At 39.4% G+C, this 18,549-nt stretch carries 21 protein-coding genes; 15 read left to right on the plus strand and 6 right to left on the minus strand.

Annotated features, from left to right (window positions below; translation table 11 throughout):
* The first annotated feature begins 103 nt into the window (after window positions 1-103).
* From VGE44_RS14980 to VGE44_RS15050, 15 genes are all read left to right on the plus strand, one after another.
* Window positions 104-1,324, plus strand: a complete 1,221-nt coding sequence (locus VGE44_RS14980) for a glycosyltransferase family 87 protein (protein ID WP_331080567.1) — start codon at window positions 104-106, stop codon at window positions 1,322-1,324.
* Window positions 1,317-2,258 carry a glycosyltransferase family 2 protein gene (locus tag VGE44_RS14985; protein ID WP_331080569.1) on the plus strand — a complete coding sequence of 314 codons (942 nt, stop codon included), beginning with the start codon at window positions 1,317-1,319 and terminating at the stop codon, window positions 2,256-2,258. Before VGE44_RS14980 ends, VGE44_RS14985 begins: the two co-directional genes overlap by 8 nt.
* Window positions 2,255-3,034 carry a polysaccharide deacetylase family protein gene (locus tag VGE44_RS14990; RefSeq protein ID WP_331080571.1) on the plus strand — a complete coding sequence of 260 codons (780 nt, stop codon included), beginning with the start codon at window positions 2,255-2,257 and terminating at the stop codon, window positions 3,032-3,034. The genes VGE44_RS14985 and VGE44_RS14990 overlap by 4 nt, the downstream gene beginning before the upstream one ends.
* A gap of 131 nt (window positions 3,035-3,165) precedes the next feature.
* A complete protein-coding gene (locus tag VGE44_RS14995) occupies window positions 3,166-3,660 on the plus strand; it encodes a DinB family protein (RefSeq protein ID WP_331080573.1) in 495 nt (164 codons plus the stop codon).
* A gap of 90 nt (window positions 3,661-3,750) precedes the next feature.
* Window positions 3,751-3,984, plus strand: a complete 234-nt coding sequence (locus VGE44_RS15000) for a hypothetical protein (RefSeq protein WP_331080575.1) — start codon at window positions 3,751-3,753, stop codon at window positions 3,982-3,984.
* Between the two features lie 513 nt (window positions 3,985-4,497).
* Complete coding sequence (gene rplM / locus VGE44_RS15005) at window positions 4,498-4,941, plus strand: 50S ribosomal protein L13 (RefSeq protein ID WP_324487238.1); 444 nt, start codon at window positions 4,498-4,500, stop codon at window positions 4,939-4,941.
* 9 nt (window positions 4,942-4,950) lie between these two features.
* Window positions 4,951-5,337: a 30S ribosomal protein S9 gene (gene rpsI, locus VGE44_RS15010; RefSeq protein WP_305366380.1), complete on the plus strand. Its 387-nt coding sequence runs from the start codon at window positions 4,951-4,953 to the stop codon at window positions 5,335-5,337.
* 18 nt (window positions 5,338-5,355) lie between these two features.
* Entirely contained in the window at window positions 5,356-6,213 is an 858-nt protein-coding gene (rpsB, locus tag VGE44_RS15015; protein ID WP_324487237.1) for a 30S ribosomal protein S2, read from the plus strand.
* Between the two features lie 145 nt (window positions 6,214-6,358).
* Window positions 6,359-7,198 (plus strand): translation elongation factor Ts, encoded by an 840-nt coding sequence (gene tsf, locus VGE44_RS15020; RefSeq protein WP_331080580.1) that lies wholly within the window; start codon window positions 6,359-6,361, stop codon window positions 7,196-7,198.
* A gap of 55 nt (window positions 7,199-7,253) precedes the next feature.
* Complete coding sequence (nagA, locus tag VGE44_RS15025; RefSeq protein ID WP_331080582.1) at window positions 7,254-8,363, plus strand: N-acetylglucosamine-6-phosphate deacetylase; 1,110 nt, start codon at window positions 7,254-7,256, stop codon at window positions 8,361-8,363.
* A gap of 31 nt (window positions 8,364-8,394) precedes the next feature.
* A complete protein-coding gene (gene pyrH / locus VGE44_RS15030; protein ID WP_324487234.1) occupies window positions 8,395-9,102 on the plus strand; it encodes a UMP kinase in 708 nt (235 codons plus the stop codon).
* 79 nt (window positions 9,103-9,181) lie between these two features.
* The gene (gene frr, locus VGE44_RS15035) at window positions 9,182-9,745 is read left to right on the plus strand and encodes a ribosome recycling factor (RefSeq protein WP_331080585.1); all 564 of its coding nucleotides are present in this window, start codon (window positions 9,182-9,184) and stop codon (window positions 9,743-9,745) included.
* A 70-nt stretch (window positions 9,746-9,815) separates the two neighbouring features.
* Window positions 9,816-11,570, plus strand: coding sequence for an ABC transporter ATP-binding protein (locus VGE44_RS15040; protein WP_331080587.1), 1,755 nt, complete (start codon window positions 9,816-9,818; stop codon window positions 11,568-11,570).
* 69 nt (window positions 11,571-11,639) lie between these two features.
* Window positions 11,640-11,864, plus strand: a complete 225-nt coding sequence (locus VGE44_RS15045; protein WP_331080589.1) for a PLDc N-terminal domain-containing protein — start codon at window positions 11,640-11,642, stop codon at window positions 11,862-11,864.
* Window positions 11,861-12,073, plus strand: a complete 213-nt coding sequence (locus VGE44_RS15050; protein ID WP_324487229.1) for a PLDc N-terminal domain-containing protein — start codon at window positions 11,861-11,863, stop codon at window positions 12,071-12,073. Before VGE44_RS15045 ends, VGE44_RS15050 begins: the two co-directional genes overlap by 4 nt.
* On the opposite strand, the gene VGE44_RS15055 is transcribed toward VGE44_RS15050, so the two are convergent.
* From VGE44_RS15055 to VGE44_RS15080, 6 genes are all read right to left on the minus strand, one after another.
* A complete protein-coding gene (locus VGE44_RS15055) occupies window positions 12,070-13,344 on the minus strand; it encodes an MFS transporter (RefSeq protein ID WP_331080591.1) in 1,275 nt (424 codons plus the stop codon). The two genes, VGE44_RS15050 and VGE44_RS15055, sit on opposite strands and share 4 nt — an antisense overlap.
* A 38-nt stretch (window positions 13,345-13,382) precedes the next feature.
* The gene (gene recG, locus VGE44_RS15060; RefSeq protein WP_331080593.1) at window positions 13,383-15,488 is read right to left on the minus strand and encodes an ATP-dependent DNA helicase RecG; all 2,106 of its coding nucleotides are present in this window, start codon (window positions 15,486-15,488) and stop codon (window positions 13,383-13,385) included.
* Window positions 15,489-15,493: 5 nt separating this feature from the next.
* On the minus strand, window positions 15,494-16,423 hold the full coding sequence (locus VGE44_RS15065) for an EamA family transporter (RefSeq protein ID WP_331080595.1): 930 nt from the start codon (window positions 16,421-16,423) through the stop codon (window positions 15,494-15,496).
* Window positions 16,424-16,425: 2 nt separating this feature from the next.
* Window positions 16,426-16,806, minus strand: coding sequence for a RidA family protein (locus VGE44_RS15070; protein WP_331080597.1), 381 nt, complete (start codon window positions 16,804-16,806; stop codon window positions 16,426-16,428).
* Between the two features lie 58 nt (window positions 16,807-16,864).
* On the minus strand, window positions 16,865-17,002 hold the full coding sequence (locus VGE44_RS15075) for a DUF6728 family protein (RefSeq protein ID WP_331080599.1): 138 nt from the start codon (window positions 17,000-17,002) through the stop codon (window positions 16,865-16,867).
* Window positions 17,003-17,093: 91 nt separating this feature from the next.
* Complete coding sequence (locus VGE44_RS15080; protein WP_331080601.1) at window positions 17,094-18,476, minus strand: OmpA family protein; 1,383 nt, start codon at window positions 18,474-18,476, stop codon at window positions 17,094-17,096.
* Window positions 18,477-18,549 lie beyond the last annotated feature (73 nt).

Below are 18,549 nucleotides of genomic sequence, written 5' to 3' on the forward strand. Positions count from 1 at the left end.
ATTAATCTTTGCTTTTATTCGATTAAAAGATTTTTATCATCTTATTGTAAAAAAATATATATTTGCTATTGTAATATTTTCGTTATGATTAAACCTTTTAAGTTTGACTATAACGGCAGTAGACCAAATTAGCGCTTTACCCTCTGTGGAGTCAGACCAGAAAAGTAAATTTTATAATATTCTGCTAAGCAGGAGATTTGTATTCTCTCTGTTCATACTTATTGCACTGATTACAGGAGTAAAACAATACACCAGGGGGTCCTACAATAATTACAAGATTTTCAAACACACATTTCTTCACAGTCTGAGCGAAAAACCGTTGTTTGCGGAATATCCTGGTGAATATGGAGATTCCAATCATTACGGACCTGTATTCGCTCTGCTTATTGCTCCATTTGCCCTATTACCGGATTCATTAGGTACCTCATTTTGGAACATTGCCAATGCGCTGGTCTTATGCATGGGCTTTTACAGTCTTCCGCTTCCTCTAAGAACCAGATCAATTATTGCTTTATTATGTGCCCATGAAGCTTTGGGAGCAATGCTCAGCTTTCAGTTTAATGTTGGTCTTACAGGTCTGATTATGCTCAGTTTCTCATATATGCATAAGGGGAAGGAAGTGAAATCAGCTTTTGCAATCGTTTTAGGAACTTTGATCAAATTGTATGGCATTGTCGGTCTGGCATTCTTCTTTTTCAGTAAGAATAAACTAAAATTAATTGTTTCAGGATTGATGGCACTCGCAGTATTATTCATACTTCCTGCTATATTATCTTCGCCTGAATTTATAATCAGGTCTTATACAGACTGGTTCATATCACTCAAGGAAAAAAATATGCAGAATGTCTCACTGACCTCTATGCAGGATATTTCATTTATGGGGATGGTAAGAAGGTTAATGCAGGATGCCAGTATCCCAAATCTGCCTTTTTTGATTGGCGGACTATTCTTATTCTTCTTACCCTATGCCAGAACCAGCCAATATCAGCATACGGCTTACAGGCTTATGCTTTTAGCTTCGGTATTGATCTTTACCGTTATATTCAGTTCAGGCTCAGAATCGCCAACCTACATTATTGCGTTTACAGGGGTAAGCATCTGGTTCATGGTACAAGCACCTCCAAAAAGTAAAGGAATCCTGTTTCTATTTGTGTTTGCATTTCTACTGACAAGTATGTCGCCGTCAGATCTATTCCCCAAAATCATACGGGATACCTATATCAAACCATATTCACTGAAAGCACTTCCATGTGTATTGGTCTGGTTCATAATTATTTACCAAATGCTAACTATAGATTTTAAAAAAATTAATACCCATGCATGATAAATTAATCTCTATTGTAATTCCAGCATTCAACGAATCCGAGAATATTCCAAAGATTACTGCTGCCATCGAAAATCTGTTCGAACCACTTCCCTACAGATATGAAATTATTATGGTTGCCGATGGCTGCACCGATAGTACCATGGAAAAAATTCAAGAACTTCTTACAACAAATAAACATCTTTTTTATATCGAATTTTCCAGAAATTTTGGTCACCAGAATGCATTAAAAGCAGGGCTGGATCATTCAAATGGTGATTGTGTAATCAGTCTTGATTGTGATATGCAGCATCCGCCTGAAATAATTCCGGAAATGCTGGCAAAATGGGAAGAAGGTTATGAAGTGGTGTATACGATACGAAAAGAAGATAAAAAGCTTCCTTTAACTAAACGTTTTACCTCAAAACTTTTTTATAATACTATTAATAGACTTTCGGATGTAGAAATCGAATCAGGATCTGCTGATTTCAGATTGCTCGATAGAAAAGTAGTCCGGGTGATGAAAAACTTTCATGAGAATGAACCCTTCCTAAGAGGCCTTATCAAATGGATCGGGTTCAGACAATTTTCAATGGAGTATTACCCGAATCAGAGAACTCTGGGGAAAAGTAAGTACAGTTTTAAAAGAATGATTAGTTTTGCACTACAGGGAGTTACCTCATTTTCTGTCAGACCCTTATACGCTGCAATTTATCTTGGTTTTACATTCACTATGTGTTCAATCCTGTATTTACCCTATATTTTACATGCAATATATACTGGTAAAGAAGTTTCAGGATGGGCATCAATCTTAATGACCATTGTATTTTTTGGGGGCTTAAAACTCACGATACTCGGAATCATAGGAATTTATGTTGGGAAGATGTTTATGCAGGTTAAAGAACGTCCTAATTATATTATAAGATCCACAAATCTCAACGCACAAACAAATTGATTTTACTCAGTTTTGATATCGAGGAGTTCGATATGCCGTTTGAATATGGGAAGGATATATCCTTTGAAGATCAGATAGCCATTTCTATTGCAGGCACGAACCATATTCTTGAAATACTCGAAAAACATCAGGTAAAAGCTACCTTTTTCAGCACAGTGATTTTTGCCCGTAATGCCCCGGAAGTAATCAGGCGAATCGTGGAAGGAGGGCATGAGCTGGCATCGCATGGATATTATCATTCCACTTTTGAAACCGCTCACCTGGCTTCATCTAAGTTAGCCCTTCAGGAGCTTTCGGGACAGGAAATAAGAGGCTACCGTATGGCAAGGATGAAACCTGTTGATGAAAATGAAATTACCAAAGCCGGATATTCCTACAACAGTTCAATTAACCCAACCTGGTTACCCGGGAGATATAATAATTTATCAAAACCAAGAAAACTTTTTAAAGAAGCAGGAACCTGGCAGATACCAGCCTCTGTTAGTCCGCTTTTACGATTTCCACTATTTTGGTTATCCTTTCATAATCTACCAATAAGTATTTATCAATGGCTGGCCGAAAGCACCCATAAAAAGGACGGATATCTCAACATCTATTTCCATCCCTGGGAATTTACAGAACTTGGAGATCAGGAAAGATTTGGTTTCCCCGGATATGTGAGCAGGAATTCAGGCAGGAAAATGATTGAAAGAATGGATCTATTCATAGGATATCTAAAACAAAAGAAATATAGCTTCCACACAATAACGGACTTCCTGGAAATTATAAAAGCATAAGCTCTTCGGCGACCAAATCCAGCTTAATAGAAAATGAGAAAAAATATTTGATCCTATAGATTTCTTAATACTACTGACATACTGTTGTCATTCATGCTCCATAGTTTTGATTTAAACTAAAAAACAATACAATGGAAAGCTTAAATACAACAGAAAAAATCGGAACTGTAATTAACCCATCTGAATTACTCGATCATTGGCAAGGACACCGCGGACTCACTCGCAGGGTGATTGAAGCCTTCCCTGAAAAAGAATTTTTCGAATACTCTATTGGTGGAATGCGGCCTGCGGCACAGCTTATCCAGGAAATGATGGATGTAAGCACAGGCGGAATCCGTGAGATGGCAGGCGGAGAAGCAGGTGAAATTGCGGGCCATGCCGTTAAATCAACAAGTATTGCCGATACTCTGGCTATATGGGATGAAAATACTGCCGAGCTCTTTGAGAATCTTGCAAAGATTCCGGCTGACAAATTCCACGACAGAATCCTGTCTTTCGGACAATATGAAGGCACGATCTGGGGAAATATCTTTTACTTTATAGATAATGAGATCCATCACCGTGCACAGGCATATGTTTACCTGCGTGCTCTTGGTATTGAACCCCCGGCTTTCTGGGACAGATAAACTATTAGAGCCATTGAAAGCGCGCGCCTGCGTGTGCTTTCAAATCTCATGTATATGATGGCTAATTCTGAAAAAATACCAATTATTAAAATGAAAAAAGTACTGGTATTCAAAACATCGGTTGAAAACTATCTGGATTTAAAGTCGATTGAGCCATTGATGAACAGTTTAATGAGTGAAACCGAAAGATGGAGTTTCGATCTTGAAGATTGCGAACATATCCTCAGGGTTGAAGCTGTTTCTATTGAAGCAGGAATCATAATTAAAAGTTTAGCCAGAGTTGGTTTTAGTTGTGCAGAGCTGGAGGATACACTATCTGTTTGAAGGACGCCATTGACTATTCTGATAGAAACGCAATCCTCTCAAATCTAAACCTGATGGCAGCGTAAAGCCCGGAGCCTCAGGCAAAGTTCATTCTTGAACTATCCTTACCATCGGCGAGGACTAATAGCGCCCGCCCGGCTGATGCCGTTCGGCCGCGAACAGCAAGACTGGCGGTTCCTATGGAATTCGGACACTGCTTTCCAAACAATTCAAATGCTGCCACGGTAAGTTTTCAGCTCTTTCCACTATGCTCACTATCAAATAAACTCAGGCCAATTCGAGCCGATAACCTCAAATAAGACACCCTTTATGGCCGAAGCAGTTCGTTTTTCATTACAACTGTCAACTTCGACCATCTTTCTTTGTCCAGCAACTTTCAACTCTCCAAATTCAACTCATCCTAAAGAATCATATTTTCACTCCAAGCATTTGCTCTTTAGAAAATTTCTCCTATCTTTGCAGTCCCTAATTTTAGGGCAAAAAATAATTAATACATAATTTAAATTCAAGCAAGTGAATACGTTAAGTTACAAAACTGTCTCTGCCAACAAAGCGACCGTCAGCAAAGAATGGGTAGTTGTTGACGCTCAAGGAGAGATTTTGGGGCGCTTGTCTTCTAAGATCGCAATGATCATCAGAGGGAAAAACAAGCCATCGTACACCCCACACGTAGACTGCGGAGATAATGTTATCGTTATCAATGCAGACAAAGTAAAACTCACAGGGAACAAGTTTGCTGAAAAGCAGTACGTTTCCTACACCGGTTATCCTGGTGGGCAGAAATTCATTTCTCCGAAAGAGTTAATGGCAAAGCATCCTACCCGTGTGGTAGAGAAGGCTGTACGTGGTATGTTACCTAAAAACAGTTTGGGCCGTGCATTGTACAAAAACCTGTTCGTTTATGCAGGTTCAGAACATCCGCATGCAGCGCAAAATCCTACAACCATTAAACCGTAATTAAGAGAAATGTCAACTACAAACACTTCAGGAAGAAGAAAAACCGCAGTTGCACGCATTTATCTAACAGATGGAAGCGGCAACATTACCGTAAACGGTAAAGATTACAAGGAGTATTTTCCAACATTGCCATTACAATACATCGTAATGCAGTCAACCGAAGTTTCTGAATCAACAGGAAAATTCGATGTAACTGTAAACGTTGCCGGCGGTGGTGTTAAAGGACAGGCAGAAGCCGTTCGTTTAGCAATTGCCAAGGCTATTGTAGAGCTGGATCCAGAGAAAAAACCTGCATTGAGAGCAAAAGGCATTATGACCCGCGATGACCGTATGGTTGAGCGTAAGAAACCAGGTCGTAAGAAAGCCCGTAAGAAATTTCAATTTAGTAAACGTTAATCTCAGGAGGATCAGACAATGGCAAGAACAACATATCAGGATTTATTGGATGCAGGTGTACATTTTGGTCACCTTACCCGCAAATGGGATCCGAAAATGGCACCGTACATTTTCATGGAGCGTAATGGCATCCACATTATAGACTTAAATAAAACTTTAACAAAATTAGAAGAAGCTGCTGCTGCGATCAAACAGATCGTAAAATCAGGACGTAAGATCTTATTTGTTTCTACGAAGAAACAAGCTAAAGATATCGTTGCTGAGCAGGCTCGTTCTGTAAACATGCCTTATGTAACCGAGCGTTGGTTAGGTGGTATGTTAACTAACTTTGCTACAGTTCGTAAATCGATCAAAAAGATGTCTAACATCGATAAGATGACCAAAGACGGAACATTTGATGTATTATCGAAAAAAGAAAAATTAATGATTCAGCGTGAGCGTATCAAATTAGAGGCACTTCTTGGAGGTATCGCTGATCTGAACCGCCTGCCTGCTGCATTATTTATTATTGACGTTAAGAAAGAGCATATCTCTGTTGCTGAAGCGATGAAATTAAACATCCCAACATTTGCAATGGTTGATACTAACTCTGACCCGTCAAACATCGACTTCCCTATCCCTGCAAATGATGATGCAACCAAATCAATTACATTGATTACTGATGTTATCATGAAAGCTATCCACGAAGGATTGGATGAGCGTAAGCGTGAGAAAGAAGAAGAAGCCGACAAAGAAGCTGCAGCTGCAAAAGCTAAAGTTGATACAGAAGGTGAAGCTAAAGATGAAGCAGCAACTCCAGGCAAACGTACCCGTAAGGCTACAAGCCCTGAAGGTGTAGCAGTTGAAGCTGAGCCTGAAGCGAAGAGCGAAGAGTAATCTCCAATTTAATCCCTGCTTCATTCAGGGGGTTCCCGCTTTCGTCTGCCTACCGCAGGCAGGCGAGGATGAAAATAAAATTTATAGTTTACAAAAATTACAGGATCACATGAATTGTGATCCTGTATTAAATAAAGGAAATAACATGTCTACAGTACAAATTACTGCCGCAGATGTAAATAAATTACGCCAGCAAACCGGAGCCGGTATGATGGATTGCAAAAAAGCCTTAACCGAAGCTAACGGAGATTTCGAAGCCGCTATTGACTACCTTCGTAAAAAAGGTGCAAAAGTTGCAGCTAGCCGTCAGGATCGTGAATCAAATGAAGGAGTGGTTATTGCAAAAACAACAGCCGACGGCAAACGCGGTGTTATTGTTGAATTCAATTGTGAAACCGATTTCGTAGCTAAAAACGCTGATTTCATAGCCTTTGCTAATAGCATTGCTGATTTGGCAATCGATAAAAATCCTTCTTCATTAGAAGAATTGGTTGAGCTTGAACTTAATGGTGAAAAATTAGCTGATACTATCGTTTCACAAATCGGAAAGATTGGTGAGAAAGTAGGTGTTTCTAAATTTGAATCAGTAACAGGTGAAAAAGTGATCGCTTATATCCATGGAAATTATCGTCTTGGAGTATTAGTTGCATTAAACTCTAATCCTGCAAGTGCTGATGAAGTAGGTAAAGATGTTGCTATGCAAATCGCAGCCATGAACCCGGTTGCAATTGACAAAGGTGATGTTGATTCAAAAACTATCGAAAGAGAACTTGAAATTGCTAAAGATGTGATCCGTGCAGAAGGTAAACCTGAAGAAATGGTTGAAAAAATTGCTGCAGGAAAACTTAATAAATTCTATAAAGACTCTACCTTACTAAATCAGGAGTTTGTTAAAGACTCTTCTAAAACTGTCGCACAGTTTTTAAATGATGTAGAAAAAGGCCTCACTGTTACCGCATTTAAGCGGGTTCAGTTAGGAGCTTAATTCTTAATCCTCTCCAAATTGGAGAGGATTTTTTTTGCCTTTATTTTTTTACGCTATGGATCAAGCACTTATTAATGCCAGCATTTTTACCGGAGAAGAAAGACTGGAAAATAAAGCCCTTTTAATAAGTAATGGAAAAATCCATTCGATCACTGATCCTGAACAGATTCCTGCTGGTTTCAAAATAACAGACCTTAAGGGTTTGACTATTGCTCCCGGACTTATTGATCTTCAAATTTATGGCAGTGGAGGTAAATTATTCGGTGCATTACCGGATGAAGAAGGTCTGGAACAAATGGAAAAAGATCTTCTCGCTCAGGGCACAACCGGATTTTTCGCCACAGCAGCAACCAATAGTGATGAGGTAGTACTTAAAGCTATTAATGCATCTAAAGCTTATCGCAAAAGAGCAACAGGTAATTTTCTGGGCCTGCATCTTGAAGGACCTTATCTGAACGTAAAACGTAAAGGTGCCCATCCTGAAAAATATATCAAAAAAGGAACTCTTGCAGAGATAAAAAGCTGGGTGGAACGTGCAGAAGGTGAATTAAAAATGATGACCATTGCACCCGAGCTTCAGGATCAGGAATTGATAGATTTCCTCCATTCAAACAATATCATTATTTCAGCCGGACATAGCGATGCGACTTATGAGGAAGCTTTATCCTTTTTAAATAATCCGGTGCAGGCTGCTACCCATCTTTACAATGCAATGCCGCCAATTCATCATCGGGCTGCCGGACTTGTACCTGCAATTTTTAAACTAAAACCTTATACCAGTATAGTGGCTGACGGTGTTCATGTGAGTTTCCCAATGATCGAACTTGCTAAACGTGAACTTGGTGATCGTTTATTTCTGATCACAGACGCCGTTACCGAAACCAATGAAGGTGTTTATCAGCACGTATTTAAAGGCGACAGGTATACCATGCCCGACGGAACTCTTTCAGGTTCATGCCTGAGCATGCTCAAAGCAGTTGAAAACTGTGTTCTAAAGGTTGGTATCCCCCTGGATGAAGCTTTAAGGATGGCCTCAACCTATCCTGCCCGCTTAATGGGAGACAATAATAAAGGTCTGATTAAAAAGGGATTCAGAGCCGATATTATCGTGATAAACAAAGAACTAAAACATCATAGCACCTACTTTTCTGGTAAGCTCAACTAAAATATTTTAATAACTTTAAAAAAATATCTCCATGAAGTACAAACGTATCCTTTTAAAATTAAGCGGTGAAGCATTGATGGGCGAGAAACAATACGGTATTGATATTGACCGTGTTGCTCAATATGCAAAAGATATTCACGCTGTACATGCTAAAGGGATAGAGATCGCACTTGTAATTGGGGGCGGCAATATTTATCGTGGCCTGAGCGCTGAAAAAGCAGGCATGGATCGTGTGCAGGCAGATTACATGGGTATGCTTGCTACTGTTATTAATAGCATGGCTTTGCAGGATGCGCTTGAAAAAACCGGTGTAAAAACACGTTTGCTTACTGCTATTAAAATGGAGCAGATCTGTGAACCCTTTATTCGCCGCCGTGCAGTCAGACACCTTGAAAAAGGAAGGATCGTAATCTTTGGTGCCGGTACAGGTAATCCATATTTTACAACTGATACCGCAGCTTCTCTTAGAGCAGTTGAGATCAATGCAGATGTTGTAATGAAGGGCACACGCGTAGATGGAATTTACACTGCCGACCCACTGAAGGAACCAGATGCCACCAGATACGATGAAATAACATTCGATGAGGTTTACAAAAAGAATCTGAATGTTATGGATATGACCGCGTTCACCCTTTGTCAGGAAAATAACTTGCCAATCATTGTTTTTGACATGAATAAACCGGGTAATTTAATGCGTCTGGTGGATGGTGAACCTATCGGTACATTAGTGAAAGGCTAAGAAATCAAAGACCGGGTAAAGCTTAAATACCTGAGAATAACAGGAATTTAATTAATTTTACAGATCGAACAGATATATTATGAACGAGCTAATTAAGAAACAACTGGATGATGCAAAAACTCATATGGAAAAAGCCATTGAGTTTTGTGATAATGAACTTGTAAAAATTCGTGCTGGTAAAGCAATGCCTTCCATGCTTGACGGGATATTTGTGGACTACTATGGAACGCCAACTGCTTTGAACCAGATCGGTACGGTCAATACTCCTGATGCACGTACCTTAGTTGTACAACCATGGGAAAAAACGATGCTGATTCCGATAGAAAGAGCTATCATGGAGGCAAATATCGGACTAAACCCACAGAATGATGGTGTTGTGATCCGCCTAAACGTTCCGCCATTAACTGAAGAGCGCCGTAGAGACCTTGTGAAAAAAGTGAAAGAAGAGGCTGAAAAAGGTCGTATTGCCGTCAGAAATATCCGCAAAGATGCAAATGAAAAAATCAAACGCTCTAAATCTGAGGGGGTATCAGATGATGAAATTAAAACGGGCGAAGGTGATGTACAAAAATTAACAGACTCATGTATCGTAAGAATTGACCGCCTGATGGAGGCCAAGGAAAAAGATATCATGACTGTCTAATCTTAATATGATTGTAAAAAGAAGGGGAATATGGCAAAAGCACTATTCCCTTTTTTAATTTTGATGCCATATGAAATTACTAGCAGACTATTTAAAAAATTACAAGGGGCTTATTGCCCTGGCTCTGCTTCTGGCAGCAATTAACCAAATTTTTTCTCTGCTTGATCCCTGGATCTTCAGAAAAATCATTGATACATATGTAACCCGTTACCAGGAATATACCACTGAAGAATTCTTTCAGGGCGCAGGTTTACTCATCCTTGCGGCAATGGGTGTTGCAATGGTTTCCAGAATTGCAAAAAACTTTCAGGACTATTATGTAAATGTGATCACCCAGCGGTTGGGAGCAAAGATTTATTCTGATGGATTGGCTCATTCCCTGGAATTACCTTACTCCGTATTCGAAGATCAGCGCAGTGGCGAAACATTGGGAATCCTTCAAAAAGTAAGAACTGATACTGAAAAACTAATCACAGCTCTCATAAATATTGTCTTTACTTCACTCGTAGGAGTAACTTTTGTCTTTGTTTATGCCATCAATATCCATTGGTCTATTGCTGTGGTTTACGTTTCTGTAATCCCGATTCTTGGTGTGATCAGTTCTGTATTGAGCAAAAAAATTAAAATTGTTCAGAAAACCATTGTCAGTGAAACCACAGCACTGGCCGGATCTACGACTGAATCGCTTCGTAATATTGAGCTGGTAAAAAGCCTTGGGCTATCCAGTCAGGAAATTAAACGCCTGAGCAATACGACTGATAAAATATTAAAACTTGAGCTGAAGAAAGTAAAATATGTCCGCAGCCTTAGTTTTATCCAGGGGACCCTCGTAAACCTATTGAGAAACATGATTCTCCTTCTGATGCTTTACCTGATATTCGCAGGCAGAATAAGTGTAGGTGAGTTTTTCTCACTTTTCATCTATTCCTTCTTTATTTTTGGACCATTACAGGAACTCGGAAACATCATCAATATTTATCGGGAAACCGAGGTATCTCTGGATAATTTTAGAGGGATACTAAATACCCCAAAAGAGAAAAAACCATTAAAACCGGCACTTCTCGGCCGCATCACCAGTCTTAAATTTAATTCAGTTAGCTTTAAACATCAGTCGGCAAACCGTTATGCACTTGAAAATATCTCCTTTGATACAGTAAAAGGACAAACGATTGCTTTTGTTGGGCCTTCGGGATCAGGAAAAACTACTTTAGTAAAACTTTTGGTAGGTTTATACCACCCTGCGGCCGGGCAGGTACTTTATAATGATATTCCCGGAACCGACATTGATCTTGATGAACTTCGTGAAAAAATAGGTTTCGTTACACAGGATACACAATTATTCTCGGGTACAATCCGGGAAAACCTTCTCTTTGTTCGTCCGGATGCCAGTGATGAAGATTGCCTGCGCGTATTGCAAAAAGCTGCCTGTCAGAATTTACTTGCCCGTGCAGATAAAGGTTTGGATACCGTAATAGGAGAAGGAGGTGTGAAAGTATCAGGAGGCGAAAAACAGCGTCTTTCTATTGCCAGAGCCTTATTACGCCAACCAAATATCCTGGTATTTGATGAGGCTACTTCTTCTCTCGATTCAATTACCGAAGAGGAGATCACCGAAACCATTCGTGATGTATCTGTTATACAGGATCATATTACAATACTGATCGCGCATCGGCTTTCAACCATTATGCATGCTGATAAAATCTTTGTCCTGGAGAAGGGGCATATCATTGAATCAGGTAAACATGATGAACTGATAGCAGAAAAGGGTCTTTATTATGCAATGTGGCGCCAGCAAATCGGCGAGAAATACAATACAGAAGTTTAAATAATTTTGTATATTCAACAATGAACAATGTACTCCTTATATGCACATGGATAAATATTTAGCCCATCTATGATTACAGAATTCACATCAGGCTTTGGTATTTGGGAATGGATTATGGTAATATTTGCCATTCTATCCCTTCTTCTAATTATTCCATTTGCAATTTTCGATACTCTGAAGTCAAAAAGTTTAAGTACAAGTCAAAAATTTCTCTGGATCATTTTTATTCTGATAGCACCATACCTGGGAGCAGTAGTTTATCTTTTCTGGGGACGAAAACAAAAAGCATTATGATTACTCTAACAAGTCTACTTTTTATCGGAAATATCTTCCGCTTCCTGTTTGGGATTCTCTGGGCAATTTTGATCGTGTATACCCTGCTTGACCTGTTCAGAAGCAATAAGCCTACAAATACAAAATTGCTCTGGCTCATCGTAATCCTTATCGCACCAATACTTGGTTCTATTATCTATTTTGTGGTTGGAAGAACGAACAGAATCTAATCCCTGTTAATTTGTTTCAATCCCAGAGGGACAAGCTTTCTGGTTTTCAGGTAAGTAAAAAATACAATAATCAGCGTCATCGTGCCTCCAAAAAGCACTGAATGTATTGTCCCCATAAGTTTTGCGGTTGCTCCCGACTCAAATGCGCCAATCTCATTCGATGAATTAATAAACATCCCGTTAACTGCAGAAACTCGTCCACGCATTTCCTGGGGGGTTAGTAACTGTAATATGGTTGACCGGATTATTACACTGACACTATCAAATGCACCCTCGAAGAAAAGACAGATTAAAGACAAATAAAAATTACGTGAAAGTCCGAAGCAAATAATAGACAGACCAAAACCGGCAACTGCCAGGAGCAGGTTTCTCCAGGGCTTGTTCATCGGAGGATATCTGGCCATGATAAACATCGTAATCACTGCACCTGCTGCGGGTGCAGCACGCATAAAACCAAGACCTTCAGAACCTACTTTAAGAATGTCATGAGCAAAAATAGGCATCAAGGCAACTGCACCTCCAAAAAACACAGAGAACATATCCAGACTTAATGCACCGAGAATCATTTTGTTATTAAAAACAAATTTTATACCCTCCGAAAGACTTTTGAATATATTTTCCCTCGGAACAAACTGAGGAGGATAATTTTTAACAAAAAAGACAATGCAGCCCAAGGCCATAGCCATAAAACTAACAATCACTATAAAACAGGCGGTAATACCGCTGAATGCATACAACAATCCGCCAACAGCAGGCCCCATGATCGAAGCGACCTGCCAAATTCCACTGTTCCAGGTTGATGAATTTGCATAATGATCTCTCGGGATGATCTGAGCCACCAGAGTAAACGCGGTAGGTGAATAAAAACCTCTGGCAATTCCCACAAAAAATATCATCAGATACATGATCAGAATGACTGATTTTTGTCCCAGATACTCAAGTCCCTCAGGGCTGGATACAAGCATCAATACAAGGCTTGATAGCAGCATCGCAAGGATGATCCAGATCATTAGTTTCTTTTTATCCGATTTATCAGCAATATATCCACCGTAAAGGGTCACTGTTATTGAAGGAATAGCTTCTGCGAGGCCAATAAGCCCCAGTGAGAGCGGATCTTTGGTTAGCTGATAAATATGCCAGCCAACTACAACAGCCTGTACCTGATAGGCAAAAGTGAATAAAAACCGCATGGCCAGATAGGAGCGGAACTCCGGAAAACGCATTGCGATATAGGGATCATTGACAGCCTCTGAAGACTTGCTAGCAGTCATTATGATTAAATCCTTTCATTTATTGTAATATAATTTCTTTAAGATATTTTATCCCAACTGATACCACCCGATTTCTGTTCAAAATATTGTTTTAAGAGCAGGTTTGAATCAGACTTTAATTCCGGATCATCTTCAAGTAACTGTATAACAGTTTGCCTGGCATCAGCTAAAAGTTTCTGATCCATTGAAAGATCGGCCAGCTTTAGATCCAGTACTCCGCTCTGCTGTGTTCCTTCAATATTTCCGGGTCCTCTGAGCTGAAGATCAATTTCTGCGATCTCAAACCCATCATTTGTACGAACCATCGTATCTAAACGGGTTCTGGCATCACTGCTTAACTTGTTTCCTGACATTAATATACAAAAAGATTGCTCCGCCCCTCTGCCTACCCTTCCACGCAACTGATGCAATTGTGATAATCCAAAGCGTTCAGCATTTTCAATAATCATCACACTTGCATTCGGAACATTAACTCCAACCTCTATCACAGTTGTAGCTACCATGATTTGTGTTTCTCCCTTAACAAAACGCTGCATTTCGGATGCCTTCTCCTTAGCCGCCAGTTTACCATGAACTATACTGTGCTGATATTCAGGCATTGGAAACTCATCAATAATTGCTTGTATTCCCGCCTCAAGATACAATAGGTCAAGCTTCTCGCTCTCCTTGATTAAAGGATAAACAATATAAATCTGTCTTCCCTTGGCAATCTCCTCACGCATAAAACCAAACATCCTTAAACGCTGGCTATGATATAAATGAACTGTTTTAATGGGTTTTCTTCCTGCAGGAAGCTCATTGATTACTGAAATATCCAGATCACCATAGAGGGTCATGGCTAAAGTACGTGGAATGGGTGTGGCCGTCATAACCAGGACATGCGGCGGGATGATATTTTTGCGCCATAATTTAGCACGCTGTTCAACTCCAAAACGATGCTGCTCATCAATCACAACAAGTCCAAGATTTTTAAACTTAACAGCGTCTTCTATCAGAGCATGTGTACCAACAAGAATATCAAGCTCTCCACTCTCCAGTCGCTGATGAAGACCTGTTCTCGCCTTTTTCAAAGTAGATCCAGTCAATATTTCCACACTGACAAAGCCATCGCCCAACAGACTCTTAATAGACAAATAGTGTTGCTGAGCCAAAATCTCAGTAGGGGCCATTATGCAGGCCTGATAACCATTATCTATGGCCAGAAGCATAATCATCAGGGCTACGACTGTCTTCCCACTACCAACATCACCCTGGAGCAAGCGGTTCATTTGTACTCCGCGTTGGGTATCCTGCCTGATCTCTTTAATTACACGCTTTTGGGCAGCTGTGAGTTCAAAAGGTAATTTCTCCGAATAAAAAGTATTAAAATTATTTCCAACAGTATTAAAGAGAGCTCCTTTAAATTTTTGAGTCCGAACCAGTTTCGTCCGTAAAAGTTTCAACTGAATAAAGAACAATTCGTCAAATTTCAGACGGGTCTCTGCGGCCTTAAGAATTTGGGCATTTTCAGGAAAATGAATATTATAAAGTGCTTTCTGCAGGCCTAAGAGTTTATGTTTATCTAATATATAATCAGGCAGAGTTTCTTTAATTTGCCTGATTACCTGATCAATAAGAGTAGCCTGAGCCCTTTGAAGACCTTTACTGTCAAGGTTGAACTGTTTTAACTTCTCAGTAGAGCTGTAAACCGGCTGCAGAGTAAGATTACCTCTATTCTCTGCATTAGGCTGATAAGGCTCAAGTTCAGGATGAGAGATCGAGAAGTGTCCATTAAAAATTACTGGCTTCCCAAAAACAATAAAAACTGAACCAGGCTGGATGATCTTATCAATCCAACGAATACTCTGAAACCAAACAAGTTCAATACTACCGGTATCATCCTTGAATTTTGCGACAAGCCTTCTGGTATGCTTATCACCCAATATCTCCTTTGAAAGAATCCGTCCAAGTATTTGAACCGAAGGCAGATCAGGATTTAGTTCCCGAATCTTATAAAATCGGGTCCTGTCAATATAACGGAAAGGATAATGATGGAGAAGATCGTCATAAGTAAATATCCGCAGATCCTTCTTAAGTATCTCAGCACGCTGAGATCCTATACCTTTTAAGTACTCAACAGGAGTTTTTAAGATTTGTTCTGTCAATCCTTTCAGGGAGTAATTTCCGGAAACTCAGGGGCCGGAATTTTAAAAAATATTTCTTTGATCGTATTCCAGTTAAAAACAATAACAGCGGCTAATAACAGGGAGTATGCATATAACTGATGCAGACTAATTCCCTCGTGAAAGTAGAAAAATGCTACCGCAAAAGCAACAATGGGATTAAGATAAATAATGATCCCCAAAGTGGAAGAAGGCATGCCAATCAATGCATAAAGACTTAAATATAAGGGTATTATAGTAAAGAAAATCGCAATTATAACAATGTCCACCCAGAAGTAAGTATCAAGAGGAAAGCTCCGGAAACTGTATATAAAAAAAGGAAACATTAAAACTGTGGCGATAAATAGTTGTAAACCCAGCATATTAAACTTATCCATCCTGCTCATTACCTTCTGAACGATCAGAAAAAAACTGTAGAGTGCCGCAACAAATACAGACCACAAAACATCTCTCAGGGATCCCTGCGCCAGAATTAAAATACTGACCGAAGCAATTCCCAGCGCAATGAGCTTCAGCATGCTTAGTCTTTCTTTTAGAATCAGAAAACCGGCGAAAGCGGTAATTAAAGGGCATACCATATAGGCAAAGGCCGCTGACTTCAAATTAACATTATTTACAGCATAGATATAGGTGAACCAGTTCCCGCTTATCAATACCCCCGAAAGCAAGCATAGAATGATTATTCTCTTGCGTCCACTTTTGTCCAGAGAATAAAAATAACCCAGATCAGATTTTACCTGTTTAACACGAAATAGTGCAATATAGGACCAGGTGAATATCAGTGAAGTAAATATCCTGTAATATAATATCTCATCAGAAGGGTAATGCTGGATTTTACGCAGTGGAATAGAGAAGAAGCCCCAGGTTACCACAGATATAATTGCGGCTAAAAAATATTTCAGTTGACCCGCTTTCAATATCAGGACTTAACAGCAACAAGGGAGATCTCTACATTCACATTTTTAGGTAATCCAAGAACAGCAACGGTTTCTCTTGCCGGAAAATCTGACCGAAAGTATGAGCCATAAACCTCATTAACCTCTGCAAAATGATTCATATCACTTAAAAAAATGGTGGTCTTTACCACATTTTCAAATGAAAAGCCGGCAGCCTGGAGCAGCGCTTCCAAATTTTTCATAACCTGCCTGGCTTCATCCCCAATACCACCCTGAATCAACTGATTTGTTATGGGATCTATTGGAATCTGGCCGGATATAAACAACATATTTCCGGCCTGCACAGCCTGACTATAAGGCCCGATAGGTTCAGGTGCCCTTTCAGTATAAATTATTGATTTCATAATAATTATTTAATCAGGTAGAGAGACAAAACACCTAAAATAAGACTCATTCTAAATCTCAGAATACATACCAATCAAAAAGCTTATAAATAATACCAGCAAGAAATAAGACAATTGCAATTGTATTAATTATATGCATTACCTTCAGATTGAAACTTGAAGGTCTGTTAGGATCGTGCTTTCTGAAAAAATACATAGGGCAAAAATATTAAATAAAAAAAGAATCCCGTACCGAAATAATCGGTACGGGATTCTTTTTTTTACAATCTGCTTATATACAGTATTGTTTATTGTTGTTTGATCTCAACACGACGATTTTGGGAACGTCCTGCTTCAGTTGCATTAGATGCAACCGGACGGCTTTCGCCATAAGCAGTTGTTGCAATTCTGTTAGAAGCGATACCAGCGTTAACCAGGTAAGTTTTAACTGAATTAGCTCTGTCTCTTGATAAAGTCATGTTGTATTCTTCAGTACCTTCAGCAGAAGCGTGACCGTCTAATTGAACAACTGCAGAAGTATTAGCTTTCAATGAAGAAGCTAAGCCATCAAGAATTGAATAAGCTGAAGTTCTTAAAACTGAAGAGTTAAACTCAAACTGAATTGGAACAACCGGACCAGCATTAAACTCAGGGCATCCGTTTAATCTTGCGATACCTTTAACAGTAGGACAAGCATCTTTTGAATCAGGAATACCATCAGCATCAACATCTAAAGGACATCCGGAACCATCAACTTTAATTCCAGCTTCAGTATTAGGACATTTGTCTAATTTATCAGCAACACCGTCACCATCTGAATCTTTTAACAGATCAGCAGCTTCAAGAGCACTTACACGACCTTTTAATGCCTCAACTTCCTGACGTAATGTAGGATCTTTTAATTCATCATACATTAGGGCAAGTGGATTAACCCAGTCTAAGTTCGGCTTAGCAGAAGAACCTAAAGAGAATTCAATACCAGCAGAGGTATAAGACCATTTATCTTTTGAGAAACCTTTTCCTTTTGTACCATCAAGATCGTCAGCATCAAGGAAGTTCATGGTGTAACCAAGATCAAAGTTAACACGCTCTGAAACTTTAAATTTGATACCAGCACCTACCGGAACATACATGTTACGGATGTTGTTACGATCTCTGTCTGGACCATAAGTTCCTTTTGCAGGAGTTGAGTTAGGGTTAATTTCTTTCCAGTGATAAGCAGCATAACCAAAACCAGCTTTTAAGTTGAAGTTAACTGCGTTTTCTCTTTTAAGGAAATCAATTGTACCTACGTTAGCAATACCTGTAAGGTCTAATGCATGGCTGATTTGTGTAACTCCGTCAGTACGTGGGCCTAATCCCAAATTAACTGTGGCACCATCATTATCATAGCTAAGCTCTCCACCGTGGTAAGCAAACTGAATACCGAAGATATGATCTACTTGCTTTCTTAAAGTAAGACCATAACCTAAAGATGGACTCCAGTTAGTAAAGTCATTAGTTCCACCGATAGCAACAACAGGTGCTAATACTCCGGCATTGACACCAAAACTCCAGGTTCTATACTGGCCTCTCCCACCAAATACTTTGGCAGAGGAGTTAGTAGCATCTTGCGCAAAGGAAACCTCACTGAGGCCTAAGGCTGCTACTAATGAAAACACAAGTGCTTTCTTTAATGTAGAATAATTCATAATCGTTTTTTTAAAGGTTAACAAATTTCATTAGTGTAATTTACACAAAAATAGTCATAAGTTTGACTTGTGC

This window comes from Daejeonella sp. (assembly GCF_036405355.1).
Classification (GTDB): Bacteria; Bacteroidota; Bacteroidia; order Sphingobacteriales; family Sphingobacteriaceae; genus Daejeonella.

Excerpts from the sequence above, each read along its gene's own strand:
- VGE44_RS14985 (WP_331080569.1), top strand. The coding sequence starts at position 1,317 with ATGCATGATAAATTAATCTCTATTGTAATTCCAGCATTCAACGAATCC.
- VGE44_RS14995 (WP_331080573.1), top strand. The coding sequence starts at position 3,166 with ATGGAAAGCTTAAATACAACAGAAAAAATCGGAACTGTAATTAACCCA.
- VGE44_RS15000 (WP_331080575.1), top strand. The coding sequence starts at position 3,751 with ATGAAAAAAGTACTGGTATTCAAAACATCGGTTGAAAACTATCTGGAT.
- rpsI (WP_305366380.1), top strand. The coding sequence starts at position 4,951 with ATGTCAACTACAAACACTTCAGGAAGAAGAAAAACCGCAGTTGCACGC.
- rpsB (WP_324487237.1), top strand. The coding sequence starts at position 5,356 with ATGGCAAGAACAACATATCAGGATTTATTGGATGCAGGTGTACATTTT.
- tsf (WP_331080580.1), top strand. The coding sequence starts at position 6,359 with ATGTCTACAGTACAAATTACTGCCGCAGATGTAAATAAATTACGCCAG.
- nagA (WP_331080582.1), top strand. The coding sequence starts at position 7,254 with ATGGATCAAGCACTTATTAATGCCAGCATTTTTACCGGAGAAGAAAGA.
- pyrH (WP_324487234.1), top strand. The coding sequence starts at position 8,395 with ATGAAGTACAAACGTATCCTTTTAAAATTAAGCGGTGAAGCATTGATG.
- frr (WP_331080585.1), top strand. The coding sequence starts at position 9,182 with ATGAACGAGCTAATTAAGAAACAACTGGATGATGCAAAAACTCATATG.
- VGE44_RS15040 (WP_331080587.1), top strand. The coding sequence starts at position 9,816 with ATGAAATTACTAGCAGACTATTTAAAAAATTACAAGGGGCTTATTGCC.
- VGE44_RS15045 (WP_331080589.1), top strand. The coding sequence starts at position 11,640 with ATGATTACAGAATTCACATCAGGCTTTGGTATTTGGGAATGGATTATG.
- VGE44_RS15050 (WP_324487229.1), top strand. The coding sequence starts at position 11,861 with ATGATTACTCTAACAAGTCTACTTTTTATCGGAAATATCTTCCGCTTC.
- VGE44_RS15055 (WP_331080591.1), bottom strand. The coding sequence starts at position 13,344 with ATGACTGCTAGCAAGTCTTCAGAGGCTGTCAATGATCCCTATATCGCA.
- VGE44_RS15070 (WP_331080597.1), bottom strand. The coding sequence starts at position 16,806 with ATGAAATCAATAATTTATACTGAAAGGGCACCTGAACCTATCGGGCCT.
- VGE44_RS15075 (WP_331080599.1), bottom strand. The coding sequence starts at position 17,002 with ATGTATTTTTTCAGAAAGCACGATCCTAACAGACCTTCAAGTTTCAAT.
- VGE44_RS15080 (WP_331080601.1), bottom strand. The coding sequence starts at position 18,476 with ATGAATTATTCTACATTAAAGAAAGCACTTGTGTTTTCATTAGTAGCA.